The 25,359-nt window shown below is 37.3% G+C and carries 26 protein-coding genes; 15 read left to right on the top strand and 11 right to left on the bottom strand.

All coding sequences use genetic code 11. From position 1 onward, the window contains the following. Positions 1 to 100 precede the first annotated feature (100 nt). Positions 101 to 910, top strand: coding sequence for a YfkD family protein (locus CEF18_RS13725; protein WP_110936989.1), 810 nt, complete (start codon positions 101 to 103; stop codon positions 908 to 910). A gap of 272 nt (positions 911 to 1,182) precedes the next feature. Here the strand turns inward: CEF18_RS13725 and CEF18_RS13720 are convergent, their stop codons facing one another. Next, positions 1,183 to 2,358 carry an ROK family transcriptional regulator gene (locus CEF18_RS13720; RefSeq protein WP_110936988.1) on the bottom strand — a complete coding sequence of 392 codons (1,176 nt, stop codon included), beginning with the start codon at positions 2,356 to 2,358 and terminating at the stop codon, positions 1,183 to 1,185. Positions 2,359 to 2,500: 142 nt separating this feature from the next. On the opposite strand from CEF18_RS13720, the gene xylA reads away from it, so the two are divergent. Next, complete coding sequence (gene xylA / locus CEF18_RS13715; protein WP_110936987.1) at positions 2,501 to 3,823, top strand: xylose isomerase; 1,323 nt, start codon at positions 2,501 to 2,503, stop codon at positions 3,821 to 3,823. A gap of 613 nt (positions 3,824 to 4,436) precedes the next feature. Next, complete coding sequence (gene xylB / locus CEF18_RS13710; protein ID WP_110936986.1) at positions 4,437 to 5,930, top strand: xylulokinase; 1,494 nt, start codon at positions 4,437 to 4,439, stop codon at positions 5,928 to 5,930. A gap of 91 nt (positions 5,931 to 6,021) precedes the next feature. Here the strand turns inward: xylB and yfkAB are convergent, their stop codons facing one another. Continuing rightward, positions 6,022 to 7,152 (bottom strand): radical SAM/CxCxxxxC motif protein YfkAB, encoded by a 1,131-nt coding sequence (gene yfkAB, locus CEF18_RS13705; protein WP_110936985.1) that lies wholly within the window; start codon positions 7,150 to 7,152, stop codon positions 6,022 to 6,024. A 168-nt stretch (positions 7,153 to 7,320) separates the two neighbouring features. Here yfkAB and CEF18_RS13700 point away from each other — a divergent pair, with 168 nt between their 5' ends. The 3 genes from CEF18_RS13700 to pdaA all read left to right on the top strand — a co-directional run bounded on the left by CEF18_RS13700 (position 7,321) and on the right by pdaA (position 9,312). Continuing rightward, positions 7,321 to 7,500, top strand: a complete 180-nt coding sequence (locus CEF18_RS13700) for an SE1561 family protein (RefSeq protein ID WP_110936984.1) — start codon at positions 7,321 to 7,323, stop codon at positions 7,498 to 7,500. A 153-nt stretch (positions 7,501 to 7,653) separates the two neighbouring features. Further along, positions 7,654 to 8,298 (top strand): histidine phosphatase family protein, encoded by a 645-nt coding sequence (locus CEF18_RS13695; RefSeq protein WP_110936983.1) that lies wholly within the window; start codon positions 7,654 to 7,656, stop codon positions 8,296 to 8,298. Positions 8,299 to 8,487: 189 nt separating this feature from the next. Continuing rightward, on the top strand, positions 8,488 to 9,312 hold the full coding sequence (gene pdaA / locus CEF18_RS13690; RefSeq protein ID WP_110936982.1) for a delta-lactam-biosynthetic de-N-acetylase: 825 nt from the start codon (positions 8,488 to 8,490) through the stop codon (positions 9,310 to 9,312). A 176-nt stretch (positions 9,313 to 9,488) separates the two neighbouring features. Here the strand turns inward: pdaA and CEF18_RS13685 are convergent, their stop codons facing one another. Continuing rightward, positions 9,489 to 9,854, bottom strand: a complete 366-nt coding sequence (locus CEF18_RS13685; RefSeq protein ID WP_110936981.1) for a GAF domain-containing protein — start codon at positions 9,852 to 9,854, stop codon at positions 9,489 to 9,491. Between the two features lie 202 nt (positions 9,855 to 10,056). On the opposite strand from CEF18_RS13685, the gene rlmD reads away from it, so the two are divergent. The 4 genes from rlmD (at position 10,057) to CEF18_RS13665 (ending at position 16,699) form a co-directional block, all read left to right on the top strand. Next, positions 10,057 to 11,460 (top strand): 23S rRNA (uracil(1939)-C(5))-methyltransferase RlmD, encoded by a 1,404-nt coding sequence (gene rlmD, locus CEF18_RS13680; RefSeq protein WP_110936980.1) that lies wholly within the window; start codon positions 10,057 to 10,059, stop codon positions 11,458 to 11,460. Between the two features lie 262 nt (positions 11,461 to 11,722). After that, a complete protein-coding gene (locus tag CEF18_RS13675) occupies positions 11,723 to 12,973 on the top strand; it encodes an MFS transporter (RefSeq protein ID WP_110936979.1) in 1,251 nt (416 codons plus the stop codon). Between the two features lie 827 nt (positions 12,974 to 13,800). Then, positions 13,801 to 15,492 (top strand): methyl-accepting chemotaxis protein, encoded by a 1,692-nt coding sequence (locus tag CEF18_RS13670; protein ID WP_110936978.1) that lies wholly within the window; start codon positions 13,801 to 13,803, stop codon positions 15,490 to 15,492. 364 nt (positions 15,493 to 15,856) lie between these two features. Further along, on the top strand, positions 15,857 to 16,699 hold the full coding sequence (locus CEF18_RS13665; protein ID WP_110936977.1) for a FixH family protein: 843 nt from the start codon (positions 15,857 to 15,859) through the stop codon (positions 16,697 to 16,699). 107 nt (positions 16,700 to 16,806) lie between these two features. Here CEF18_RS13665 and CEF18_RS13660 read toward each other — a convergent pair whose 3' ends face one another. The 5 genes from CEF18_RS13660 to CEF18_RS13640 form a co-directional block, all read right to left on the bottom strand. Beyond that, positions 16,807 to 17,676 carry a hypothetical protein gene (locus CEF18_RS13660; protein WP_110936976.1) on the bottom strand — a complete coding sequence of 290 codons (870 nt, stop codon included), beginning with the start codon at positions 17,674 to 17,676 and terminating at the stop codon, positions 16,807 to 16,809. A gap of 84 nt (positions 17,677 to 17,760) precedes the next feature. Further along, entirely contained in the window at positions 17,761 to 17,964 is a 204-nt protein-coding gene (locus tag CEF18_RS26490; protein ID WP_110937701.1) for a hypothetical protein, read from the bottom strand. 440 nt (positions 17,965 to 18,404) lie between these two features. After that, entirely contained in the window at positions 18,405 to 18,557 is a 153-nt protein-coding gene (locus tag CEF18_RS13650) for a YfhD family protein (protein ID WP_110936975.1), read from the bottom strand. Positions 18,558 to 18,632: 75 nt separating this feature from the next. Further along, positions 18,633 to 18,758: a YfhE family protein gene (locus CEF18_RS13645; RefSeq protein WP_110936974.1), complete on the bottom strand. Its 126-nt coding sequence runs from the start codon at positions 18,756 to 18,758 to the stop codon at positions 18,633 to 18,635. An 82-nt stretch (positions 18,759 to 18,840) separates the two neighbouring features. Further along, on the bottom strand, positions 18,841 to 19,752 hold the full coding sequence (locus CEF18_RS13640; RefSeq protein WP_110936973.1) for a TIGR01777 family oxidoreductase: 912 nt from the start codon (positions 19,750 to 19,752) through the stop codon (positions 18,841 to 18,843). 99 nt (positions 19,753 to 19,851) lie between these two features. On the opposite strand from CEF18_RS13640, the gene recX reads away from it, so the two are divergent. Both recX and CEF18_RS13630 read left to right on the top strand, forming a co-directional pair. After that, on the top strand, positions 19,852 to 20,670 hold the full coding sequence (gene recX / locus CEF18_RS13635) for a recombination regulator RecX (protein WP_110936972.1): 819 nt from the start codon (positions 19,852 to 19,854) through the stop codon (positions 20,668 to 20,670). Positions 20,671 to 20,774: 104 nt separating this feature from the next. Continuing rightward, positions 20,775 to 21,092: a YfhH family protein gene (locus CEF18_RS13630; RefSeq protein WP_110936971.1), complete on the top strand. Its 318-nt coding sequence runs from the start codon at positions 20,775 to 20,777 to the stop codon at positions 21,090 to 21,092. Between the two features lie 208 nt (positions 21,093 to 21,300). Here the strand turns inward: CEF18_RS13630 and CEF18_RS13625 are convergent, their stop codons facing one another. Further along, positions 21,301 to 21,456, bottom strand: a complete 156-nt coding sequence (locus tag CEF18_RS13625) for a YpzG family protein (protein WP_110936970.1) — start codon at positions 21,454 to 21,456, stop codon at positions 21,301 to 21,303. A gap of 34 nt (positions 21,457 to 21,490) precedes the next feature. Further along, complete coding sequence (gene sspK / locus CEF18_RS26865) at positions 21,491 to 21,652, bottom strand: small acid-soluble spore protein K (RefSeq protein ID WP_110936969.1); 162 nt, start codon at positions 21,650 to 21,652, stop codon at positions 21,491 to 21,493. 173 nt (positions 21,653 to 21,825) lie between these two features. Here sspK and CEF18_RS13615 point away from each other — a divergent pair, with 173 nt between their 5' ends. Then, the gene (locus CEF18_RS13615) at positions 21,826 to 22,092 is read left to right on the top strand and encodes a YfhJ family protein (RefSeq protein ID WP_110936968.1); all 267 of its coding nucleotides are present in this window, start codon (positions 21,826 to 21,828) and stop codon (positions 22,090 to 22,092) included. 253 nt (positions 22,093 to 22,345) lie between these two features. On the opposite strand, the gene CEF18_RS13605 is transcribed toward CEF18_RS13615, so the two are convergent. Next, positions 22,346 to 23,326: a metal-dependent hydrolase gene (locus CEF18_RS13605; RefSeq protein ID WP_110936966.1), complete on the bottom strand. Its 981-nt coding sequence runs from the start codon at positions 23,324 to 23,326 to the stop codon at positions 22,346 to 22,348. A gap of 131 nt (positions 23,327 to 23,457) precedes the next feature. On the opposite strand from CEF18_RS13605, the gene mutY reads away from it, so the two are divergent. Next, positions 23,458 to 24,552: an A/G-specific adenine glycosylase gene (gene mutY, locus CEF18_RS13600; RefSeq protein WP_223292302.1), complete on the top strand. Its 1,095-nt coding sequence runs from the start codon at positions 23,458 to 23,460 to the stop codon at positions 24,550 to 24,552. Between the two features lies 1 nt (position 24,553). After that, positions 24,554 to 25,312 carry an SDR family NAD(P)-dependent oxidoreductase gene (locus tag CEF18_RS13595; protein WP_110936964.1) on the top strand — a complete coding sequence of 253 codons (759 nt, stop codon included), beginning with the start codon at positions 24,554 to 24,556 and terminating at the stop codon, positions 25,310 to 25,312. The last annotated feature ends 47 nt before the right edge of the window (positions 25,313 to 25,359 follow it).

Below are 25,359 nucleotides of genomic sequence, written 5' to 3'. Positions count from 1 at the left end.
TTTAGCAAAACTAGGAGAAAAGAGAAACTACCTGAACATCGACGTTAGTAACGATTTTAAAGTGCAATCTGGACGTGAAAATGAATAGGAGGAATAACGTATGAAGAAGTGGATCTGTCAGCTACTTTTAGTATTTTACTGTTTAGCCATAGCTTTCCCAGCCCTCGTATTAGCAGAGGAAGCGGAGAATGAAGACAATCCTAACAAAATACCTGAATCTGCCTTGGAAATCTCAAAAGAAAATACTTACCCTAACTCTGCCGTAGACTTACCAAATCTTCAACCGAGTACATTAGCAAAAAATCTGCTCGAATCATCCGAAGTAGACATTGATAATCCTGAGCTAATTAAAATGATGAATGAGTCAACGGTGAAAGGTTCCAAGTTAGCTATTGGAATGAATGTATCTATTTATTTAGGTCACTGGCCGTTATCTTATAAATCAGAAGAAACGAACCTTAATTGGAATTATGAAAAAATAAATACGAACATGGTAGATAATCGCGGTGGGGAACAGCAGAAAAACATTCAGTACAGTCAAGAGCAGCAAAAAAGAATTACAGGAGGATTAACTTCAGAAGTTCCCGATATTGACATGGTAAAAAACATGCTCTTAATAAAAGCAGCGGAAAACACAAAACTTCCTTTAAGTTATTCGACTACTATTGGATTTGGTACGCAAGCGGATCGTCAATTTCAAGTATCAGCTAAAACCCTTGGTTATTTATCTGCTTACGCATCGGCAGTGAATGAAAAAGGTGTCGTAACATACGGAGAAGTATACTTACGTTTGAAAGGTGATGACTCGTGGTTAGAGGTGAAAAATGTGACACGGCAAAGGATAGGAGCCACCATCCCTGTGCAAGATTACGTTAATTTCAAGATGGAAACGACGAAAGAACCAAGGTAACCCCACTGCATAAAACAGTGAGGTCATAGAATAACGTATTACTACAATTTCAAGTACAAGTTGTAATAAGAAGTTAATAATTTATCGTCTAATCCTTCATAAGATTCAGTTTCATCTTGGATGGGATACATTTCGATAACTGTTACCTCGTTTTTAGTTAATGTTAGATCAAGTCTAATATTGTTATCTGAATTCTCTAATCGACCAGTGGTAATATAAGGTTTGGCACTGAGACACCCTCCATATAAAACTTTCCTTAGTATATAATTTTATCAATACACGAAGGAAATATCGTTGCTGAAATTAATTTTTAGGAAATTTTCAATCGAAAAGGATGCGGCGCCAAGTGCAGTTGAATATTGGTTTAGTTTGGAAAAAGATATATTCAAATCCTCTTGGTGATGAGGCAACGTTTTTTCTCGAATGACCTTCATCATAGAATCGATCAAATAGTTTTCAGCAATGGTCATTCGGTTTCCAATTATAATTTGCTCGGGGTTAAACGTATTAATAATATTGTTTAGCCCTAATCCCAAATAATATCCTATCTCATCAAAAGCTGGTTGGAGTTCCTCACCGGCATCGTGAACCAATTCTTCAACAGTAAAGTCTTCTACTTTGGATGGATATATTTTTGCGGCTCGTTTTAGTAATGCCTTTTCAGAAGCGTATAGTTCCCAGCAACCGGCACTTCCACAGGAGCACTTTTCTCCGTTTGGTTCAATTATCATATGACCCATTTCTCCAGTTAACCCATTCCTTCCACGGAACAGCTTATTATCAAGGATGAGTCCAACTCCAATCCCAATTCCCATGCTAAGATAAACAAGATTTTCGGATTGTTTTTGAGAACCAAAACATTTCTCTCCATATGCACCGGCGTTTGCTTCATTTTCTATAATGACTGGGATGTCGTATTTATTTTCAACATAAGATTTTAAATCTGTATTTTCCCACGTGAGGTTTGGAGTATATAAAATATCTCCCTCCAAATTGACAAGGGCAGGGACACCAATACCTATACCGGTTACACCATACCGACTTTGATTACTATAAGAAATAAAAGAATCTATTAAGACTTCAATTTTCTCCATTGTTTTTATATAATCATTTGTATTAAATTTGTCGGTTTTTTCCAAAACAATGTTCCCCTTTAAATCAACGAGAATACCTAGTATATAATTTACCCCAATATCAATTCCGATAGAAAAACCAGCTTTTTCATTGAATTGAAGCATAACCGGCCTTCTGCCACCACTTGATTTACCAGGACCTACTTGATAGCAAAAATCCTCAGAGATTAGTTCTTCAACAAGGCTTGAAACAGTTGCCTTAGTAAGCTTTAATTGCTGAGAAATGGTTGCACGTGAAATCGGTTCATGATTACGGATAGTTTGTAGAATAATAAATTTATTGTTTATCTTGATGGATTGTTGATAGCCTGACATTTTCGAGTCTCCTTTTAAACCTAATAGTATATTTATACCATAAAAATCACTTAGAATAAACTTAGTTTATTCGGTAGACAAACAAAGTTATTGTTGGTAAGATAATAATCAAACAACAACTATTTTAATTGGAGGAGATAGCATGTCCTATTTTAATAACATTGGTAAAATTAATTATGAAGGTCCTAAATCAACGAATCCTTATGCGTTTAAATTCTACAATCCAGAACAAAAAATAGGGAACCAAACGATGGAGGAATATCTACGTTTTGGTGTAGCGTACTGGCATACTTTTGCAATGGATGGTTCTGATCCTTTTGGAGCGGGCACGATGGTTCGATCTTGGGATAAATTCTCAGAGATGGATTTAGCGAAGGCTCGCTTGGAGGCAGCGTTCGAATTATTTGAGAAGCTGAATGTTCCTTTTTTCTGCTTCCACGATGTAGATATTGCTCCCGAGGGAAGTAACTTAAAAGAAACAAACCAAAACTTAGATACAATTGTAAGCATGATGAAGGACTATATGAAAGACAGTAAAACTAAGTTACTTTGGAATACTGCCAACAATTTTACAAACCCAAGATTTGTTCATGGGGCGGCATCTTCTAACAGCGCAGATGTGTTTGCTTATTCTGCTGCCAAAGTGAAAAAAGGCTTGGAAATAGGAAAAGAATTAGGCTCTGACAACTATGTTTTCTGGGGGGGGCGTGAAGGGTACGAAACTCTTTTAAATACAGATATGAAGTTAGAGATGGACAACCTTGGTCGTTTCTATCACATGGCTATCGATTATGCGAAAGAAATTGGCTATGACGGCCAATTCCTTATCGAGCCTAAACCGAAGGAACCAACTACTCATCAATATGATTTTGATGTGGCAACTAGCTTTGCATTCTTGCAAAATTATGGTTTGCAAAATCATTTCAAATTCAACATTGAAGCCAACCATGCTACTCTTGCGGGACATACATTTGAACATGAACTTCGCTATGCTCGTGACATCAATATGTTAGGTTCGGTTGACGCTAACCAAGGTGATCCATTGCTTGGATGGGATACAGACGAATTCCCGGCTGATCTGTACACAGCTACATTAGCTATGTATGAAATCATTAAAAATGGTGGCTTAGGCCGTGGTGGATTAAACTTCGATGCAAAAGTCAGAAGAGGATCTTTTGAACCAGAAGATTTATTCCATGCACATATTGCGGGAATGGATACCTACGCGATTGGTTTAAAAGTAGCGCAAAAATTAATTGATGATAAAGTACTTGAAGATATTGTTGAGAATCGTTACAAGAGTTATTCGGAAGGTATTGGCTTGGACATTGTTTCAGGTAAAACAGACTTCCGTAAGCTTGAAGATCATGCGCTTGGTTTAAATGAAATTAAACAAGAATCCGGTCGTTTAGAAAAGATCAAAGCTACCATTAACCGTTATTTGATCACATATGCTGCCGAATAAAATTTTCGTTAAATTAGTTGTTTTTTGAGTTCTGTCAACTAGCGAAAGTATCAGACTTTAGCGAATTTGAGGAATATCATAAAGTTATGGAATAGCTAATAATGAAAAGTAAAAAGATCAGACAGTTTACATAGCTGTCTGATTTTACATAGCGGTAAGATAATGCAATGAGTTTTTATTAAGAGTAAATAATTTATAAAATTCTTAGTTTTAGAGATATTGTTGTTTTATTTTGAACAGAGGTGTTCGAATCCGCTCTAGGCGGACGCTTTCCGCGGGCAATGCTTCAGCCTCCTCGGGAAAATTCGTCCCTGCGGGGTCTTCAGCTATTGCTTTTCCCGCAGGAGTCGCCGCCTTCGCTATTTCGAGTTATTTGTTCAAAAATAGAAAGCCTGGTTAGACAGATTTTCTAAAAGATTCTTGTTTGGAAGAATCCGCGAGACTCCTGTGGAAGAATGATCCAAGCGAGACCCCGCAGAGCGTTCGTTTGCTCGAGGAGGCTCGCAGATCATCCACGGAAAGGGAGCGGTAATTCTTCCAAACAACTTTCCGAGACAATAAAGCAACAAAATAGAAAAAAAGGCACTAAATTTTTTTAGGGAGGAAAAAATAGATGAGCTATGTAATTGGAATCGATTTAGGAACGAGTGCCGTAAAAGCACTTCTTGTTAATAAAGAAGGAACAGTTGTTAAAGAAACATCAAAGGAATACCCGCTCATACAAGAAAAATCAGGTTACAGCGAACAGGATCCGGAAAAATGGGTCAAGCAAACAATTGCTGCAATAAAAGATCTTACTCATACGATGAAAGATGCGGATAGAATTGAAGGCATGAGTTTTTCGGGACAAATGCACGGGCTTGTTTTACTCGATGAAAACAATAAACCACTTCGTCACGCTATGTTGTGGAATGATACACGTACTACCGAGGAATGTAGAGAAATTGAAGAAAAAGTCGGGATCGAAACGCTACATAGCATTACAAAGAACCCAGCTTTGGAAGGCTTCACGCTACCAAAATTGTTGTGGGTGAAAAAAAATGAACCAAAAGTTTTTGCAAAAGCAGCATCCTTTGTGCTTCCGAAGGATTATTTGAGATATCGTTTAACCGGTGAAATACAGATGGAGTATTCAGATGCAGCTGGAACGTTATTGTTGGACGTAGCGGAGAAAAAGTGGAGCAAGCAAATTTGTGAAAAAGTAGGAATTTCCTTTGAATTGTGTCCACCTCTTGTTGCTTCGCATGCAAATGTAGGGAACGTAAGCGAAGAAATAGCAGATCAATGTGGTCTGGCAGCAAGTGTTAGTGTATTTGCCGGTGGAGCAGATAACGCATGTGGTGCTATAGGTTCTGGCATTCTTGAAGACGGGGTAACTCTTTGCAGTACAGGAACTTCAGGAGTCGTATTATCTTATGAAGAAGAAGGTACAAAAGATTTTGGCGGAAAAGTTCATTATTTTAATCATGGTGAAGAGTCAGCTTTTTATACTATGGGTGTTACATTGGCTGCGGGTTATAGTTTAAGCTGGTTTAAAGACACATTTGCGGCCGATCAGTCATTTGAACAAATCCTTGCTTCTGCAAGTGAATCTCCCGCAGGTGCTAAAGGCTTGATCTTTACGCCATATATTGTTGGAGAAAGAACACCTCATGCTGATGCAGATATAAGAGGTAGCTTTATTGGGATGCAAGCAACACATACTTTAGGAGATTTCGCGAGAGCAGTGATCGAGGGAATTACTTTGTCTTTAAATGAAACAGTGGAAGTTTTTCGTGAGCATGGAAAAACCGTCGATAAAGTGATTTCCATAGGTGGTGGAGCCAAGAGTGAGTTATGGCTTCAAATGCAGGCTGATGTTTTTAATGCGGAAGTCGTGAAACTCAAAAACGAGCAAGGACCTGGTATGGGAGCAGCGATGCTTGCTGCTTATGGACTAGGCTGGTTTCCATCATTAAAAGATTGTGCTCAACAGTTTGTAGAAACAAGTGATACGTATACTCCTTCTTCTGAGAACGTGGAGACGTATAAAAAATTATTCAATATCTATAAGGATGTTTATCCACAAACGAAACAAATAAATAAGGAATTGGTGCCGTTTAGGTAACTAAAAAACCTGTCTTACAGTATTCATTGTGAGACAGGTTTTAAAAATTTTGTTTAGGGTAACATAACCAGTTATTATAAAAGCAGTTTTTTTACTCTAATGGAGTCTTAGTTACATTCGCAGATCGGCTCATAAAATCGATATCTTTATAATACGCGTCTCTTACGAGTAGATTCGGACCTAGACATTCAGCAGCCGGGCAATGACAATCAATCGATTGAGCAATCTCTGTAGAGCGCCAATTATCAAATGCCTGTTGTAATGTTTGCTCCTGGATATTGCCTAAAGAACCTGCGACGGTAAAGTCAGTTACGTGAATGCCACCATCAAATATATTGACATTGAGACGAGAACGGCCATCCGGATCATTTCTGACGGTAACATTTTTTTCGGTAAATAACCGGGAAATCAAAGATTGGTCCTCTTTATCATCGTTGCAAGGGTAAAAAGGAAGTGTTCCAAACAGCATCCATGTATCTTTGTTCCGATGGTCCAATAATCTATGAATCCCTTCCCTGATTTCTTTTAGAGTAGCGATAGACAGGTTACTCGCAAAGCTTGTTGGGTACATAGGGTGTATCTCATGCCTTTTACAACCCATTTCAATAACTTGGTCGTGTATTCTCTCCAAATGAGGTAATGTTCGTTTGTTTAACATTGTTTCAGCAGAGATTAGAACTCCACGTTTCGAGAGGTTTTTTCCGTTTTCAACCATTCGATCAAAGTACATTTGTCTTTGTTCTATAGAGGGCTTCCGCTCCATGACAGCAAACCCTATATCGGTAAAGTCATCAACACTTCCATAATTATGAGAAATGTGCAAAACATCTAAATAGGGCACGATTAAATCGTATCTTTCAATAGGCATCGTTAAATTGGAGTTAATTTGCGTTCGTGCGCCTCGTTCATGTGCGTATTTTAACAGTGGAACGACGTAATTTTTAACGGATTTTATTGAAAGCATGGGCTCTCCACCAGTAATACTTAACGCTCTTAAATGAGGAATTTCCTCTAATTTTTTTATGAAAAGTTCTAATGGGAGAGTATCAGGATCCTTTGTCTGTAGCGAATATCCAACCGCACAGTGCTCACAGCGCATATTACATAAATTCGTAGTAGTAAATTCAATATTTGTAAGCTGTGCTTTCCCGTATTCTTTTATGTCAAGGTAAGCCTCCCATGGATCATAAGAAGGATTTATTTCTTGCATTACTGACTTCATTTTTGTTTCCACTCCTTTCACAAAACAAAACAACCGTTCTTCATATTACAGGAATAATCACCATAATAGAATGCTTACAAAGAAAATAATGGATTTTATTGTGCGCTTTTTGGGCATTCTGTTAAAATATGATGATAAACAAAGAATGTAACAAGAAAGGAGATTATAATGGAGAATTCAGGAAAAACAGAGAGATTAAGTGCTTTACATGAAAGAATGGAGAATTTAGTGAATTCCTTAGATGAATTAGATCCTGAAAAAACAGGTGTAGAAGATATAGATCGGATTATTACTAAGCTGGATGAATTAGAAGAGGAATGCCAAAAGCATCGTCGTGAGTTTGAATAATCGAATGAATAGGTTGCCTTGTTCTGCAAGGCAACCTATTTGTATGTCAAACGGTATATTTAATTACGTTGGATAGCTTGTAGAATATTACACTAACCTAGATAATAGAAAAACAGATTAGTATATTAGAAACCTAGGAAGGACGTCTTACATATGATAACCGTTTACTTTATAAGGCACGGACAGTCTGAAGCAAACTTAAAAGGTATTATTCAAGGACACGCGGAATTTCCACTTTCGAGCTTAGGTGAAAAACAAATTAAATTAGCAGGCAAAGCGTTATCCAATGTAAACATAGATCATTTTATCACTAGTGATTTGGGTAGAGCAGTTAAAACATGCGAGGCAATTGCTAAACATCATTCAAAGAAAGTGGAAAGTTCACAAATGGTCAGAGAAATTGGCTTAGGTCCGTTACAAGGAAAAACAAGAGATCAAATGTATGAAGAGTTTCCAAATTTACAACCTAATATGCTTTTAACTTCTGGCATTAAAGGAACAGAAACTCTCGATGAAATTTCAAACAGATGTGAAAAGGTAGTTGAAAAATTACTCGACAATCATGCCGGAAAAACAGTAGCTATTGTTTCTCACGGAGGTTTTATCAGTATTATGCTAATGTTTCTCATTGCAGGTCGTAAATGGCATGAACTCGAGATACCTTTCATTATAGGAAATACTGGGATTACTAAAATTACAATGGAACCGACAGGCCATGCTAAGATTCACTTTACAAACCGTACAGATCATCTGGAGTATGAAGAAGGTGTAACACCAGAAACTCCGGTAGCTTATTGAGAGAGGTTTAGCTCCTTGATAAGTCTTCCTCGAAGTTGTTGCTTACAGTCTTAAATGCGCATTTCCGTAATTATATAAGAAAGAAAAAGAAGTAATGAGCGAATCATAAATAAACTCCTCTTTTGCCATGCATGAAAATTTAAAAATAGAGAAACATAAAGAAAAAGCTGGTGAAAGTGGGTATTGTTTATGGGGAAAAAAATACTGTTTATTTTAATTGTTGGAGTTTTATTTGCATTACAGCCGATGAATAACATCGAGGTTTTTGCTGAGGAACTTAGCAAAAAAGAGTACCATTGGAATTTCAATCCTAGTAAAAATAACGAACCTGCCTCTACAGAACCTTATTTTCAGGAACTGCTAGAAAAATATGGCGGATTTTACCTAGGTGATACCACACAAAAGGAACTATTTATCACCTTTGATAATGGATATGAGAATGGCTATACATCTGATATTTTGGATATTTTAAAAGAAAAAGAGGTTCCAGCTGCATTTTTTGTTACAGGACATTATATGAACGAAGAGCCAGAGTTAATTAATCGCATGGTTGATGAGGGGCATATTGTTGGTAATCATTCGAACCACCACCCTAGTTTACCGAGTATTTCGGAGGAACGGTTGGAAAGAGAACTTAATTATATTAAAGATTTTTACAAGGAGATTACTGGCCAGGAAGATATGATCTATTTAAGACCGCCTAGAGGGACATTTAGTGAATGGACGCTAGCTAAAACTCAGGAGATGGGATATACAAATGTATTTTGGTCATTCGCTTATGTGGATTGGGAAACAGGGAATCAGAAAGGTGCGGACTACGCCTATGATAAAATCATGAGCAGAATTCATCCGGGGTCCGTATTACTTCTACATTCAGTCTCAAGTGATAACGCTGGGGCACTTTCGCGGGTAATCGATGATTTAAAAGAAGAAGGATATACGTTCAAAAGCTTGAATGAAGTGAGTTTTAGAGATCAGGTACCTTTTAATAAAGACAAGGATAAAGGAAACTAGATCGCGCTGTACTTTTAATAAAAGACGGCTATGCCGTTTTTCTTACAAAATAAGAATTTATAAGTTGACAGCTATCTTTACGCCACAAGCATCAAGGGAAGTTCGCCCTTGATGCTTAAATGATGGTGGCTTTAAAGATCACGCTGTATTAAGAAAAGACGGCTCTGCCGTTTTTCTTAGTTAGCCATGCTTAATTCGCCTAGTGATTGGGCGATAGCTTCTAATGTTGATACGTCAGTGACATCAAATGCAATGGCTTCTTTACTTCTGACGATCATAATGCCTTTTGCTTCATTGTTAGAGTTTTTTAAAGGGAATTTTAGTTCTCCGTTAGAAGTCCAAGTTAAGTCGTTTTCTAAATTAGAGGCAGCCATTAATTTCAATTCGTCATTTCTCTCGAAAAAGTAGACACCGACCCAATCAATATAAGGAACTTCGTCTTCTAAGTATTCGCAAGTCATTTTCAACAAGTCTTCAAGACCTCGTTTTTTGTAAACCTCTGACATGATTTTTAGCGAAACAATATCTGTAGCTATGGACACAATTATCTCTCCTATCTATAACGTTATGCAAAAATTATTTTAACAGAAGCAGTGCCTGATGGGGGATGCCAAGTTAAGGAAATCTGTGAAATATGTTATTATGTGTAAAGAGAAAGCCTTGAGAGTGTGGTTATGGTCTTATTGAAAAAGATCATGCAATTTTAACCAAGTGCTAATGTTTAATATAATAGAGGTGCAAATAATGAAAGAGACAAGAAAATTCAATAAAAAACCGGAAACGGAATTAAAAATAAAAAAAGGTCAACAATTCCCATTAACGATCAAACGTTTAGGTATTGATGGGGAAGGTGTTGGATTTTTTAAGAGGCAAGTCGTTTTTGTACCCGGGGCATTACCTGGAGAAGAAGTGGTCTGCGAAGCGGTGAAAGTATCTCACAAATTCGCTACTGGGAAAATTATAAAATGGCGAAAAGAATCCGAAGATAGAATAAAACCACCATGTCCGATTTATGACGCTTGCGGTGGCTGTCAGCTCCAACATCTTTCTTACGAAGGACAGCTTCGTGAGAAAAAAGATGTTGTCCGGCAAGCATTTGAACGGTATACAAAAATCAACCTCGATCGTATCTCTTTTAAGAATACGATTGGTATGGAGGATCCTTGGAATTACCGAAACAAGAGTCAAATGCAAGCAGGAGTGAGAAAAGGGAAAGTCGTGGCTGGATTGTATAGTTCCAATAGCCACGAGCTTATTAATATTGATAAATGTATTGTGCAGCATGAGCAAACGGACACGGTCACCCAAGTGGTAAAGCAAATTGTTCAAGACCTCAATATCTCTGTGTACGAAGAAAAGAAACGAACCGGGTTTTTACGTACGATTGTTACAAGAGTTGGCTTTGAAACAGGAGAATATCAATTAGTTCTCATCACATCGACAAAAGATTTTCCTCGAAAAGAATTGTTTTTAGAAGAATTGAAGCGGCGATTACCAGATATTACGTCTGTTGTGCAAAATATAAACAGTCAAAAAACATCGCTAGTCTTTGGTGATGAAACCATTGTTTTAGCGGGGAAAGAAAAGATAGAAGAAAAAATCAAGGAATTTACGTTTCATTTATCAGGACGAGCTTTCTTTCAGCTGAATCCAGTTCAGACGGTAAAACTTTACAATGCAGCAAAAAAAGCAGCAAAGTTAACAGGAACAGAAAATGTTGTGGATGCCTATTGTGGTGTTGGCACGATAGGACTTTGGGTAGCGAAAGAAGCGAAAGAGCTTCGCGGCATGGACGTTATCGCCGAGTCTATTGCGGATGCTGAGAAAAATGCTGAAGCACACGGAATCACCCATGCCAAATATGAAGTCGGAAAAGCGGAAGAATGGTTTCCTAAATGGGAAAAAGAAGGTTGGAAAGCTGACGTCGTCATTGTCGATCCTCCTCGGAGTGGATTAGATGACTCGTTAATTAAGACTTTGCTACGTACAAAGCCGCAACGAATTGTCTATGTATCCTGTAACCCTTCAACACTAGCTAAGAATGTACAGGAGCTATCTCAGGGTGGTTACAAGCTAAAAAGCTTACAGCCGGTGGATATGTTCCCACAGACTGCACAAGTTGAAGCAGTTGCGTTGTTGGAAAGATGAGTGTAATTAACTCTAACCGCATTCTAGCCACAGTCGAAGAATAAAGTTCGTATAAATATATGTAGTAAAAATGGATACCTAAAAGCATCGCATTTGCGGTGCTATTTGTATGTGAAGATAAAGAATTGCTCATGCATAAACGAGGGAGGTTAACCACTTACTACTCAAATTAAAGGCCAGATAAACTATTCAAATCAGATACTGTTTCTACTGTAGCAGGAAACCCATATATATAGGGTAAAAGCTTACAGGAGAGATATTATTGGACAAACAAAATAGTAAATTAAGATGGGTTATATTTGTTTCCGTATTGTTTACTTATTTACTAATGTCGAGTCAACGAACCGCTCCGGGTTTAATTACAGATCAATTAATGATTGATTTTAGTGTAACAGCATCAACCATTGGATTAGTGACAAGTATCCAATTTTTTGTATATACCGGTTTGCAAATTCCGTTGGGGATTTTAGCTGATCGTTATGGGCCTAATTTTTTCTTGATTATCGGTGCCATGCTTACAGGTGTAGGTACAATTATTTATAGTCTTGGTACAGATGAATTTGTTCTATTTTTTGCTAGAATACTCACTGGAATAGGGGATGCGACAATCTGGGTAAATATGGTGTTAATTTTAAGCCTATGGTTTAATGAAAAGGAATTTACTCGATTAATTGGTTTTGCAGGAATGACAGGAAGTCTTGGTTTTCTTTTAGCGACGGTTCCGTTCTCTGTATTGATTGTCTTGCTTGATTGGAGAGGAGCATTTTTATCAGCCGGAGTACTTTTATGTTTATGCAGTATTTTTCTTTACATTGTACTTGTGAAAAAAACAAAACAATCAGTATTTTTAAAAAATAAAAGAAAACATGAAAAAACTACGGCTTTACTCCGTAGAATACTTTCGAGTCGGCAGGCATGGGCATTGTTTTTTTGTCACTTTGGGATTGTCGGAGGGTATATAGGATTTATCGGTTCGTGGGCAGTACCATATATGATGGATGTTTACGGGATGACGCGCTTAGATGCCAGCCAGATCATTATGGTAAGTCTTATTGGCGCACTTATTGGCGCACCTTTAATTGGTTGGATTTCAAGCTATTTGGAAACTATTAAACGGCCTTACATCGTTTTTCATGTCACAGTTTTATTGTGCTGGTCTGTCTTTCTTTTGTTTAAAGAGCATCCACCAATTTACTTACTAGTTATTCTTTTCTTCGTCATTGGCTTTGGATTTGGATCAAATTCCTTAACATTTGCAGTCGTTCGCCAATCTTTCCCTATTTCAGAATCTGGCATTGTCACTGGGTTTGCGAACACAGGTGGATTTCTAAGTGCAGTATTGCTGCCAAGTATTTTTGGATATTTGTTAGATCATTTCCAGTCGTCGCCAGGTATTATAAGTCATGGATACTACTACGGCTTCCTTACTCCCGTAATCTTCTCCATGTTTGGTTTAATTGGAGTGATATTTATAAAGGAAAAGTACCACTATACAGAGCGTAATACGAAATGAAAAAGCAACGAATGAATCAAATGAAATAAATCTTTATAATTTTGAAGGTGAACTACCGAGCATCTCATGTTATGGCTTGTTGTATGCTTTCAAACAGGGACTCGAATCCGCTCTAGGCGGACGCTTTCCGCGGGCAATGCTTCAGCCTCCTCGGACAAAGACCGTCCTCCGGGGTCTTCAGCTATTGCTATTCCCGCAGGAGTCGCCGCCTTCGCTTCTTCGAGTTATTTGTTCAAAAAAAAGTCAATGTAGACAGTCTTTCTAAATGATTGGTGTTTATTCGCTTTTACAAGCCAAAAAACAATAACGTTACCAAACTTCCTTTATAAAAATTGGTGTTTGGAAGGATCCGTGAGACTCCTGTGGAAAAATGATCCAAGCGAGACCCCGCAGAGCGTTTGTTTGCTCGAGGAGGCTCGCGGATCGTCCACGGAAAGGGAGCGGTAATTCTTCCAAACACCCTTCTGATTATAAAGCAACAAAATGAAAAAAAGAGACTAAGTTTTTCTTATAATGATAGAAATGTATGATTAATTGTATGGCTAAAGTGCTAAGACATACAATTATATAAATTCATTATATTGAATTAAATGAAATTAATAGGTGTAAAGTTATAAAAAATGAACATAAATCACAAAAAAATCAATTGAATGTAGTCAATACATACTATATATTTAATATAGATGAACTAATGAAAGCGTTAACTTATGGGCGAGTTATAAAAACATTATATTTAACCGGCTATGTCCATTATTAAGAGACGGTCTCACGATGTAATTTAAACAGAAAGATTCAGTATCTAATTCAATCAAAGGAGAGAAATCAAAATGAGGATAACTATAAGAAAAAAATTATTGTTAGGATTCTTTTCAGTATTGATATTGATGGCAGTTGTTTCTGTAATTACATACAGTGAGTTTACAACCATCGATAATGATTATTCAGACTCGATAGATGATAGATTTACCCAAATGAGTATTGTTAACCAAATGGAAAGTGCAGCACTCAAGGAACAAATTGCTGTTCGGGGGTATTTGGTAACTAGTAATTCGAGTAACTTAACTTTGTTCAATGAATCAGCAGAGGAATTTACAGCAAAAGCAGAAGAGTTTTTAAGTTTAAATACTTCTGATGAAGCTATGAAAATAATGGATGAACTAATCGTAGTAGAGGATAAATATAATGAATTAGCAGCGGATTTATTTGAATTTAAAGACGCAAATGATACTTCTGAGATAGCTTGGTTAATGGAAGAACAGGGCAGTAGATTAACTTCCAGAATTATAGAAGTTGGTGAATTAGCACGTTCTTATCAAGAAACAAATCTTCAAGAAACCAGTTCAGCTCTTTCAAGTAAAGCGAACGTTAGTAAAAGTTTAATTATTGGCATAAGTTTATTTGCATTAGTTCTTGGGATAGTCATAGCTTTGTACATTAGTAAAATAATCTCTAAGCCTGTACAACAAATCTCTAAGTCTGCAGAATTAATCGCACAAGGAAACTTGACGATTGATGATTTGAAAGTTAAGAATAAAGATGAAATAGGAGAATTAGCAAAATCTTTTAACTTAATGACAAAAAATTTGAGGGAATTAATTATGAATGTGAGCAGTACTTCTGTTCAAGTAGCATCTTCGGCAGAGGAATTGATGGCTAGTGCAGAGCAGACCAGTTTAGCGACTAATCAAGTAACAGTTGCTATTCAGGAGGTTGCAAGTGGTTCTGAGATACAAGGTAAAGCGACTCAAGAAAGTGCCAACGCAATCTCAGAGTTATCAATTGGGATTAATCGTATAGCGGATACGTCATCGAACGTAGCAGAATCAGCTTCGGACACCTCCGCGCAGGCAATAGCGGGGAACGAGTTATTACAAAATGTTGTAAGACAAATGACTTCAATTAATGATTCTACGAAAGAGACGAACAATGTTATTAAAGGATTAGACGGTAATTCAAATGAAATCGGAAAAATTATCGATGTTATTACTGGCATAGCAGACCAGACTAATCTATTAGCACTTAATGCTGCTATTGAAGCTGCAAGAGCAGGTGAACACGGAAAAGGTTTTGCGGTAGTTGCTGATGAGGTTAGAAAATTGGCGGAACAATCTAGAGGATCAGCAAGTCAAATTTCTCATTTGGTGCAGGTGATTCAAAATGACGTTTTAAAAGTTGTAGAAATGGTGAACAATGAAACAATAGAAGTAAATGAAGGAATGGCTTTAGTAGAAGAGACTGGCAACTCATTTCATCAAATATTAGCTTCTATTGAGAATGTGAGTGGCGAGATTGAGGAATTATCAGCAGTATCTGAGCAAATGTCTGCAAGTATGGAACTGGTTAATTCTTCTGTAGAGAAGGTATCTAGTATAGCAAAAACATCTAGAGATAATACAGCAGACATTGCATCTTCTTCAGAGGAACAATTAGCAACAATGGAAGAAGTGACAGGGGCTGCCTCAAATCTGGCTAATATGGCAGAAGACTTAAGAGAACAGATAAGCATTTTTAAAGTGTAGAAACAGTATTGTTTGAACAGGTAACTAGAAACTTCTTAGTGATGAAATCTAATATCCTAATAGAAAAGATTCAAACTCTGGTGTTATTAAAAGAGTGTGAATCTTTTCTTCTTTTGTATTGTGGGATATGTGACAAATGTGTGACGTGTTTCTTGTTCAAAGATAAGAACTTATAAAATTGGCAGTTACCTTCACACCGCACGTATCAAGGGAAAACACACCCTTGATACTTAAAAGATGGCGGTGGAAGCTGACGCTTTATTTAATAAAAGACGGCTATGCCGTTTTTCTTAGATAGTAATAGTTTTCTAAATGTGGTACTATCATCTAGAGAATATTTTTAATTTTGTAAGGGAGGTACACAGTGAATAAAATACTTAAGCTAATTTTCTCAACATTGTTGATTCTAACGTTGGCTGCCTGTGGACAAGAGGAAGATAATAATGACTCAGGCATGCAAAGTGTAGATGATATAAACTTAGATCCAGTAGAAGCAAAGCTTACCATACCCGATAAAGCGGATGTGGATGAAGATCTAGTATTCCAAGTCTTGGTAACACAAGGGGAGGAATTGGTGGATGATGCAAGTGAAGTAACGTTCGAAGTTTGGGCCGATGGAGAGAAGTCAGAAAGTGAAATGATTGAAGCAGAAATGCCAGGAGAAGAAGGACTATATGAATTGTCACATACTTTTTCGGAAGAAAAGCTTTACCATGTTCAGTCACATGTAACGGCTCGTGGCAGTCATGCCATGCCAGTAAAAGAAATCGTCATAGGCGAACCGGATCTCGATCTAGAAGTGGAGAATGACGAAGCGGAACAACAGGACACAAACGAAGAAGAGAATCATGTACATGAACATGAGGATAGCAATCAAGAGGATCAAGAAGATCATAGTGACCACCATCATATGAATGAAAATATTGACATAAGATGGCAAACAAGCGAGCAGGCGTCAGTTTCAGAAAATGTTTCTCTTTCAGTGGAAGTTGATTGGAAGGACGGTCCATGGACAGGTGGAAAGGTTCAGTTCGAAGTGTGGAAACATGGAGATGAACGCCATGAATGGATCAGTGCTGAAGAAACGGATTCAGGTGTTTATGAAACAGAGCACGTTTTTGAGGAAACAGGAGAGTTTCATGTAACAGTGCATCTAGAAGATGATGAACTCCATGAACATAAACAGTTTTTGATTGAAATAGAATAGATAAAAAAAACACCTCTAGGCTGTTTTAAATGGCATAGAGGTGTTTTTTCTTTGGGTTAAGAAAAAGCGCAAATCGAGAGACTCACTCTCGACTTGCGCTTTTCTATTTAGCTTGTTTGTTTTTTTAGGAGTTGTACGATCATCGTACGTAGTGATTGGTCATGAACAGTTTTGTTTAACCAATCTTTCTTCGTGTCTTCTGTTTCGGCCTTGACGCGTTTAAATAGTTTTACAAGTACAGATCGAAGTACGGTTGAATAGTGAACATGGTCGATCTTTTGAGCTTGTTGAAGAATACTCTCAATGGCCTTGTAATTCTCAATATCTACGTATTTAGTGGAGTCATTGAGGAATTGCTCAACAATTTTTGCTTGATCATAACTTAAGTAATAAGCAGGAACTTCTTCTATTAATTCAGGGCTATCTTTAACATGCTTAGCTAGATTCGGAATAAGTTGATCAATCCTGTGATTTAATAAATGATGAAAAGCTTTCATTCCGTTTGCTTTATCTATTGCGCTGTCTAATGTAACCATTATGAGTGATTGGTCAGAAATTCCTTCTGCTATTTGCAATGCGATCAGTCTTGATGACCATCCATTTTTAATGTCTTCAAGATGTTCGTCTACAAGTTGTTTCTTAATTTTAATGTTTTTCTTTTTAGCATTTTCATTCGATTTTAAGGCATCCTTAAGATCATCCTGCGTCATTTTAAGTTGTTTTTTTCTGTCGCTAATCTGTTTGTATTTCTCCGATGCTTCATCGGATTCAACGGTTGTTTTATTGGATAAGTAAAAGGAGTCTAGGAACTTACCTTGATAATCTAAAACCGCAAATATAACTGGTGTTTCATGATCAAATAAAAGAGCGTGGAATTTCCGTGTACCACTTGGCTCTTGGTATTTTAAGATGAAATACCTTTGACCTCCATCTACATAAACTTTTTTTCCGATAAAACTTGGTGGTAAAACTGGCATATCACTTCACCGTTCCTTTCATAATATTTGTTTCGGTCATTTGTGGAAAGATTGATGAAGGATCTCATACATTACGAGAAGAAGTTAAGAGTCATTACGAATTATAAGATAGATAATAAGTCCAATAATCGGGAAAAATAAAGTTCCTATTAATATAATAAGACTAAACTCTTTACTATTTCCTTTCCTGACGGAGTCTTTATAAGCCCAGACACTAGTAAAAATATTTATAAGAAAAATGCCGAAGCCGAATAAAAATATTAAAATAAAGATGTTAGTAAACTCCATCACTGTAAAATTGCTCTCCTTTATTACAATTCTCTTTCCATCATACCTATTTTTCCATGATTTGTGTAGGGTTAGAAGGAAATTTTTTTTCTGAGCAGTGAAAAATAACATTTAAGTTACTAGAGCCTTGAATTTTTTTCTTTGAATAAGCGAAGTAGATCTGCTTAAATGATTAGAAAAAAAAGAGTACTTTTTTAACAGGAAGTATAGATGACAGCTGCCTTTACGCGACACTAGCACCTACATGTAATACAAAGGTGCTACTCGGGGTGGCGAAAGATAACGCTGTATTTAATAAAAGACGGCTATGCCTTTTTTCTTATGTAGTTTTAGAAACCCCCTATCATTTTCAATTGATTTGATAGGGGGTTTTATTGTGGAAAAGTAACTTGGTAGCGGATGTCAACCTCTTCAACTGAAGAAAGTGAAAGTATACTTTCTTAAATATTATCTACATCAAACCGTTGATTAGCAGCTTTTGCTCGCGCAATAGAATCGCGATACTCAATATCCGCCATTTCATCACTGTATTCAATATCTAGGTTTTCTTTTGCGTTATTTTTCTTTTTTATATCTTCGTCACTTTTTTTCATGAAGCACACTTCCTTTTTAAAAAAGTAATAATTCGGAAAAGCTCCCACTTGTAAAAGCTAAAGAACAAAGATTACTTAAAGGTTGGATTTTGATTTGAAAAATTCTTTATCGGCTTTTTTAAAGGATGACTGATATGATACTTCTTGTGCACTAGAAAGTGTGCGACGGTCTTCTTTCGTTTTCGAGGTTTTCCTTGTCATAATTATCCAACTCCTTTTGGCCTGTTTTAATTAGTATTAGCTAAAAGGAGGGGATGTATTCAGATAATTATAATTAGGATGCTTACGACTCTGTTTTGAATAGATCTTCGAAAGCTTCTTGAAGATCCGGATGGTTAAATGAATAGTTATTATCGATTAGTTTTTGTGGGTATACGTGCTGTCCATCTAATACGAGAACACTCATTTCACCTAATCCGATATGAAGTAATGTGCTCGGAACAGGTGCCCAGAAGGGTCTATGAAGAACATGAGCTAGCGTTTTTCCGAAATCTTTCATTTTTTGTGGGTTTGGTGCTGTTATATTTACCGGGCCATGAATAGCTTTGTTTTCAATACAATAGCTTAATGCTTTTGCTACATCTTCAATATGCACCCATGACATCCACTGTTCTCCCGTACCCAGTTTCCCGCCGACAAAAAGCTTGAAAGGCAGGAGCATTTTCTGGAGAGCTCCTTCATCTGTATCCAGAACAACACCAAACCGTGTACAAACAACTCTCGTTTTTGAAGGTGCTTTCATAGCTTCTTGTTCCCAACGAACAACGACATCTGCTAAAAAGTCTTCACCTGGATCATCGTCTGATTCGGTAAATGTTTTTGTGAATGATGTACCATAGAATCCGACAGCAGATCCATTGATTAATACTTCCGGTTTATTTTCCATCGCATTAATAATCCTAATTGTTTCTCTCGTTGCTGTTATTCTACTGTCCATAATTTTTTCTCTTTTATCAGGAGTCCAACGGCCGCTATTTAAGTTTTCACCTGCTAAGTTAATGATCGCATCGATGCCATCTAGCTCTTTTTCAGGAAACGAACCCTCTTTGAGCCACTCGACAAAATAAAGTTGTTCTTTTTCCTGTTTATTCGCTTTATTTCTAGTTAAGATAAATACTTGGTGACCGTTTGCGATAAGTTCATTTGTTACTACTTGTCCAATAAAGCCTGTACCACCAGTGATTGCTACTTTCATTGTGTCGCCTCCTGTTTTATCATGGTTATAAGATCTGTATGTATCATTCCCTTTAATTTGTTTAACTGAAACTTCTTCCATAAGGAAAGTGAGGATAATATGCCTAAAATAACGAAAATAACCCCCGCAAAGAAAAGGAAAGACAGGTATCATGTTTATATTGATCGTGGTAATGGAGATGAATATGCGTTGTCTGTCTCTGAAGATATCCTTATTCAACAAAAGCTCTGGAAAGACACGGAATTAACCGAAGACCGAGTGATTGAATTAAGAAATAAAGATGAAATAGATAAAGCAATGCAAAAGACATTAAATTTTCTCTCCTATCGAATGAGGTCAGAGGTGGAAATCCAGCGTTATTTGCGGGATCTTGAGGTAGATATTGCAGAGGAAGAAATATCTCAAATGATAGATAAGTTAAAAAAACTGGATTTTTTAGATGATCAACGGTTTGCAGAAGCGTTTGTCAGAACAAAACGTGATGCACATAAAAAAGGACCACTTGTTATTAAACAGGAGCTCTTGCAAAAAGGTGTAGATAAAAAGATTATTGAAGCGGCTATGGAAGAATACTCTAAAGAGCTTCAATTGGATACAGCAATCAAAATGGTGGAGAAAAAGCAGTCTTCTTATAAAAAAGAGGGTGAGAAAAAGAAAGAGCAAAAATTAGTCCAGTTTTTAATACAACGGGGATTTGATCAAACTACTGCTTACGAAGCGATTAGGTATGCCGAAATCGAAACAGACCATGAAGCTGAAGCAGAGGAACTAGCTAAACAGGCCGAAAAAGCGTGGAGAAAACATAGCCAAAAGGATCTTTGGGAAAGAAAACAACGTACAAAGCAATATTTATACAGTAGAGGATATTCTATGGAGCTTATTGAGAAATGGTTTGAAAATTTAAATGAAGAAGAATGACAATGCTAACCAGGCAATAGGGCGCATGTTTTGTATTACATATCTCTTCTCTATTATAATGGGAATAACATATGACTGAAGTCGTTGAAGGAGATTAATAATCCATGGAGCAGAAATATAGTCGCATGAAGCCGGCTGAACTTCAAATAGAAATTGCTGAATTAAAGATAAAAGCGCAAAAAGCGGAACAAATGGGGATGATAAACGAATATGCTGTTCATGAACGGAAAATGATCATGGCCCAGGCATACTTAATGGACCCTGCTAATTTTATTCCTGGAATGGTATATGAAATAAAAGACGGAGAAAATGAAACCTTTCACGTCGATTATATGAATGGTGTTTTTGCTTGGGGATTTCGAAATCAATCTAAAACAAAAGAAGCAGTACCGATTTCTGTTCTTGGAAATAAAAAAAGGTGACAAAAGAAAAACGCGTAGCGTCTTTTATTAAATACAGCGTGATCTTTTAGCCACCCCCGCGTAGCACCTACGTATTGCGTGTAGGTGCTACGCTTAAGGGATGTGGGTTTCCCTTGGCACGCGTGGCGTAAAGATAGCTGTCAACTTATACATTCTTATCTGTAAAAAAAAGAAGATGACTTTAAAGTCATCCTCTCTAAAAGGAGTGTTAGCACCGTTTTCCCGTTTGAACTTCTAATATCTGATTGTGAAGACTCTGTTTCGTCTCACCATTAACTTGGTGAAAAGAACGCTTCGGATTTGCCCGAGGCGACTGGAATGGATCCTGATAAGCTGGTTTACTGCCGTTATTTTGTTTCCCCATAAAAATAACCTCCAGTTTTCATTCAGATTTCAGTTCAGCGATGGTTTCGTTCGTCTTTTTCCGGAGCTGCTGCCATTCTCTCCTGAGGATGGTCCTTAATAGATCCATCTGGCCGTTTTGAGACAAAAGCATCGGCTTCGTGTCTTTCGGTATCAAGAGATATTCGACTGGGTAACTGCCTGCTGTTATTTCGCATTGTTAAACACTCCTTTGTTGATGGGGTATTGATATTATTTACGTAATACAAGCGGTTTCATCCTGAGAATTTATTGAAATGATTTTAAGCCTAATTGTAAGCTTCATATCTGGTGTTCCCGGATTGATTTTACTGTCAGTGTCTAGTTTTATCAATTAAAAGGAGGTTTTCATGTGCAAGATTATTTTGACCGACTTACTAATCGACTTCTAGAGCAAAATGACCACCTTTCACACTCCGATGCGAGAACGTGGGTGGAACTGTTATGGGAAGACTTTGAAACAACGTATGCTAAATCAGGAAGAGAATATAAAGGGAAAGAAGTGACAGAAGGATTATTAATTCAATGGATTGATAATCATGGCTCAAGACTTCACGAGGTTCTTTTAGAAAAACCAAAATACAAAGAGTTGTTTGAACGAAAGAAGTTTTTACATTAAAGTTAACCAAAAAAGTGATGACCTCCAATTGTCGGGGGCATCACTTTTTTAAAATGGTAATCATTTAATTTTTTTGATGAAGAAGAAGCTTGTAGAAGAGAAAGGTGGCGACTCCGGCGGGAAAAGCAACAGCTGAAGACCCCGCAGGGCGGGTTTCCCGAGGAGGCTGAAGCGTTGCCCGCGGAAAGCGTTCACCTGTAGCGAATTCAAGTTCTCTTATTTTACTATCTTCTAAAAACGCTAACAATCTCCATTAAGTTTCCAAAGGTCTTAATTTTCTTTTTAACGTGTCGGTGTTGTAGATCCATCCAGTGTACGAGCTGAGGACCTGTAAGTTTTCATCCAAACGAACAATTGCCACAAAAGGGTAATAACCTTTGCTTCGATAACGAAGATCGATAAACTTCACTGAATAGCCATGTTCTTCGATGGAAATAGCCCATCTGTAAGCCGGCGAAAAAGATAGGAATGCTGATAAATTAGCATCTTTCTTTGCGGCATCAATTACAATGTCTTCTGGAATTGGTTCGAATGGATAGGTTTCGAAATAATTAATTTTTCCATTTCTAGATTCAGCTACGTACATTTTAACTTTTGTCCGAACAACGCAGTGCCATAAATTCCATCTAAACGTTGGCGAGGTAAAAATATGCGTTGCTTCGGGATGAATAGATTTCAAGGTTTTATATACTTTTCTCTGCTCGTGAATTCTCCAGAAATAATAAGCGGCAATGACGATAAACATCGTCAAAAAAGTCCAACCTGGATTTAGTCCTATTCGCCATAAAGTAATAGCTACGATATGAGCAATGAAAATAAAAGGATCAAAAATATTTATTACTCCGAGTGCAAGCCACTTAGGATAAAATGGAGAAAATGCTTTTGTTCCATAAGCATTAAAAATATCAACAAATACGTGGATAAAGACTGCAAAAAAAGTCCAGGTCCATAAATGATACAGATTTAAATTAGGCATGAGTAAATATAAGAATAAAGTTATTAAAGTAGGCCAGATAAACCATGCAGGGATAGAATGTGTGACGCCTCTATGGTTTCGAATATAAGTAGCATTATTTCTAAGCTTCAGAACGGTATCAAAATCCGGAGCTTGAGATCCAATTAAGGCACCAATCATCACGGCTTGTGTCATTTCGGGATTTCCGGCAACGACAGGATCAAGTGTTGCCAAACCACCGATGGCAATTCCCATAACAACGTGGGTTCCTGTGTCCATGTGCTTCCCTCCTAGGCAATAATGTATAATGAATAAGGTACACAATTTTATCATGTGGGTTAGGACTTAATCAAATTAAGGCCGTCTTCATATTTATACCCATTTTAATGAGTTTTGAAAAGGAGAATATAATGGTTGATATAAATAAAACGGTATTTCAAGGAGATTTATTAGAATGGTATGATATTAATAAACGTGATCTGCCATGGCGACGTGAACGTGACCCTTATAAAATCTGGGTTTCGGAGATAATGTTACAACAGACAAAAGTGGATACAGTTATTCCATATTATGAACGTTTCATGAGCTTATTTCCAAGTGTTGAAAAGTTAGCAGGTGCAGAGGAAGAAACAGTACTAAAGGCTTGGGAAGGATTAGGATACTATTCTCGTGCGCGAAACCTTCATCAGGCAGTGAAAGAAGTGAAAGAGAGTTACGGTGGTATTGTTCCGAATTCAGAAGAAGATATTAGTACGTTAAAAGGCGTAGGTCCATACACAGCAGGAGCAATATTGTCTATCGCGTATAACATACCTGCTCCGGCTGTGGACGGAAATGTGATGAGAGTACTGGCACGAATTAATACGATCTACGATGATATTGCAAAATCAACGACGAGGAAAAAATTTGAAGCCATCGTGCGGGAGATTATTTCCACGGATAGAGCATCTGATTTTAATCAGGCATTGATGGAGCTTGGAGCGATGATCTGTACACCTCGTAATCCTGCTTGTTTAATTTGTCCAGTTCAAAATCATTGCTCTGCAAAGGAAGAAGGTGTTCAGGACCTCCTTCCGGTTAAAGCAAAGAAAAAAGCTCCAAAAAAACTTAATATGAAAGCCCTTGTGCTAAAGGATAAGGAAGGCAGAGTACTTATTGAAAGAAGACCGGATACAGGACTTTTAGCAAAACTTTGGCAGTTCCCTAATATTGAAGCAGCAACAAGGGATCATACGGATATATTTTCTCACATTGAAAAAATAGGTATTGAACTTGAAGGGTCAGAAGTACATGTTACTCAAAAAGTAAAACATGTTTTTTCTCATATCGTTTGGGAAATTGATGTTTATGAAGCAAGAGTGAGTAAAGTACATAATGAAAAACTTTATGAAACTGATACCCGAAATAGTCAAAGATTTATTACAGTGGATGAATTAAATTGGTTTCCATTCCCGGTTTCTCATCAAAAGATAATTGAAGGAACAATTGCGAAAGGAGAGGTATAAGATGGATTTACAGCTTGAAGGAAAAATTGTACTAGTAACAGGTGGATCAAAAGGAATTGGCAAAGGAATTGCAGAAGCTTTTTTAGGTGAGGGTGCGAAAGTAGGCATTGTTGCTAGAGGGGAAGAGGGCTTAGAACAAGTCAAAAAAGACTTACCCGACGTAGAAATTTTTCAGGGAGATCTATCAAATGAAGCAGAAAGGGATGGTGTTTTTCAAGCATTCATTCAAGCTTTTGGGCGGATAGATATTTTAGTAAACAATGTTGGGGGTTCTAGCGGCTCTTCAACGACGGAGACATCTATGGACTTATTCGAGAATGCGATGCAACTTAATTACTTTTCGGCTGTGCACTTCAGTAAGTTGGCTATTCCGTTTATGAAGGAAAAAACAAATGGATCGATTATTAATATTTCATCGATATTTGGTCGTGAATCTGGTGGCAAACCAACGTATAACGGAGCAAAAGCAGCAATGATAAGTTTCACAAAATCATTGGCTGATGAACTAGTAAAAGACGGTATACGGGTAAATGGAGTAGCGCCAGGGTCAATTTTACATCCTACCGGTAATTGGCAAAAACGAATCGAAGAGGATCCAGAAAAAATGGAAAGGTTCGTAGAAGAGAATATCCCTGCCGGACGTTTTGGAACAGTAGAGGAAATTGCTAATGTCGTTGTGTTTCTTGCCTCTGAACAAGCTCGTTGGGTTGTTGGAGCCACACTTAACGTTGATGGTGGTCAATCAAAGTCTAATTTCTGATGACAAACAATGAAGGTAATATCCAACGCCTAAACCAGAGATAATGT

The organism is Salipaludibacillus neizhouensis, from assembly GCF_002886185.1.
GTDB classification, from domain to species: domain Bacteria; phylum Bacillota; class Bacilli; order Bacillales; family Salisediminibacteriaceae; genus Salipaludibacillus; species Salipaludibacillus neizhouensis.
Note: the sequence above shows the minus strand (reverse complement) of the source record. Positions and strands in the feature narration are given on the sequence as shown.

Excerpts from the sequence above, each read along its gene's own strand:
- CEF18_RS13625 (WP_110936970.1), bottom strand. The coding sequence starts at position 21,456 with ATGGGGAAACAAAATAACGGCAGTAAACCAGCTTATCAGGATCCATTC.
- CEF18_RS13700 (WP_110936984.1), top strand. The coding sequence starts at position 7,321 with ATGGAGAATTCAGGAAAAACAGAGAGATTAAGTGCTTTACATGAAAGA.
- CEF18_RS13645 (WP_110936974.1), bottom strand. The coding sequence starts at position 18,758 with ATGACAAGGAAAACCTCGAAAACGAAAGAAGACCGTCGCACACTTTCT.
- CEF18_RS13670 (WP_110936978.1), top strand. The coding sequence starts at position 13,801 with ATGAGGATAACTATAAGAAAAAAATTATTGTTAGGATTCTTTTCAGTA.
- CEF18_RS13640 (WP_110936973.1), bottom strand. The coding sequence starts at position 19,752 with ATGAAAGTAGCAATCACTGGTGGTACAGGCTTTATTGGACAAGTAGTA.
- CEF18_RS13720 (WP_110936988.1), bottom strand. The coding sequence starts at position 2,358 with ATGTCAGGCTATCAACAATCCATCAAGATAAACAATAAATTTATTATT.
- xylB (WP_110936986.1), top strand. The coding sequence starts at position 4,437 with ATGAGCTATGTAATTGGAATCGATTTAGGAACGAGTGCCGTAAAAGCA.
- mutY (WP_223292302.1), top strand. The coding sequence starts at position 23,458 with ATGGTTGATATAAATAAAACGGTATTTCAAGGAGATTTATTAGAATGG.
- yfkAB (WP_110936985.1), bottom strand. The coding sequence starts at position 7,152 with ATGAAGTCAGTAATGCAAGAAATAAATCCTTCTTATGATCCATGGGAG.
- CEF18_RS13605 (WP_110936966.1), bottom strand. The coding sequence starts at position 23,326 with ATGGACACAGGAACCCACGTTGTTATGGGAATTGCCATCGGTGGTTTG.
- rlmD (WP_110936980.1), top strand. The coding sequence starts at position 10,057 with ATGAAAGAGACAAGAAAATTCAATAAAAAACCGGAAACGGAATTAAAA.
- CEF18_RS13595 (WP_110936964.1), top strand. The coding sequence starts at position 24,554 with ATGGATTTACAGCTTGAAGGAAAAATTGTACTAGTAACAGGTGGATCA.
- CEF18_RS13695 (WP_110936983.1), top strand. The coding sequence starts at position 7,654 with ATGATAACCGTTTACTTTATAAGGCACGGACAGTCTGAAGCAAACTTA.
- recX (WP_110936972.1), top strand. The coding sequence starts at position 19,852 with ATGCCTAAAATAACGAAAATAACCCCCGCAAAGAAAAGGAAAGACAGG.
- sspK (WP_110936969.1), bottom strand. The coding sequence starts at position 21,652 with ATGCGAAATAACAGCAGGCAGTTACCCAGTCGAATATCTCTTGATACC.
- CEF18_RS13660 (WP_110936976.1), bottom strand. The coding sequence starts at position 17,676 with ATGCCAGTTTTACCACCAAGTTTTATCGGAAAAAAAGTTTATGTAGAT.
- CEF18_RS13630 (WP_110936971.1), top strand. The coding sequence starts at position 20,775 with ATGGAGCAGAAATATAGTCGCATGAAGCCGGCTGAACTTCAAATAGAA.
- pdaA (WP_110936982.1), top strand. The coding sequence starts at position 8,488 with ATGGGGAAAAAAATACTGTTTATTTTAATTGTTGGAGTTTTATTTGCA.
- CEF18_RS13725 (WP_110936989.1), top strand. The coding sequence starts at position 101 with ATGAAGAAGTGGATCTGTCAGCTACTTTTAGTATTTTACTGTTTAGCC.
- xylA (WP_110936987.1), top strand. The coding sequence starts at position 2,501 with ATGTCCTATTTTAATAACATTGGTAAAATTAATTATGAAGGTCCTAAA.
- CEF18_RS13650 (WP_110936975.1), bottom strand. The coding sequence starts at position 18,557 with ATGAAAAAAAGTGACGAAGATATAAAAAAGAAAAATAACGCAAAAGAA.
- CEF18_RS26490 (WP_110937701.1), bottom strand. The coding sequence starts at position 17,964 with ATGGAGTTTACTAACATCTTTATTTTAATATTTTTATTCGGCTTCGGC.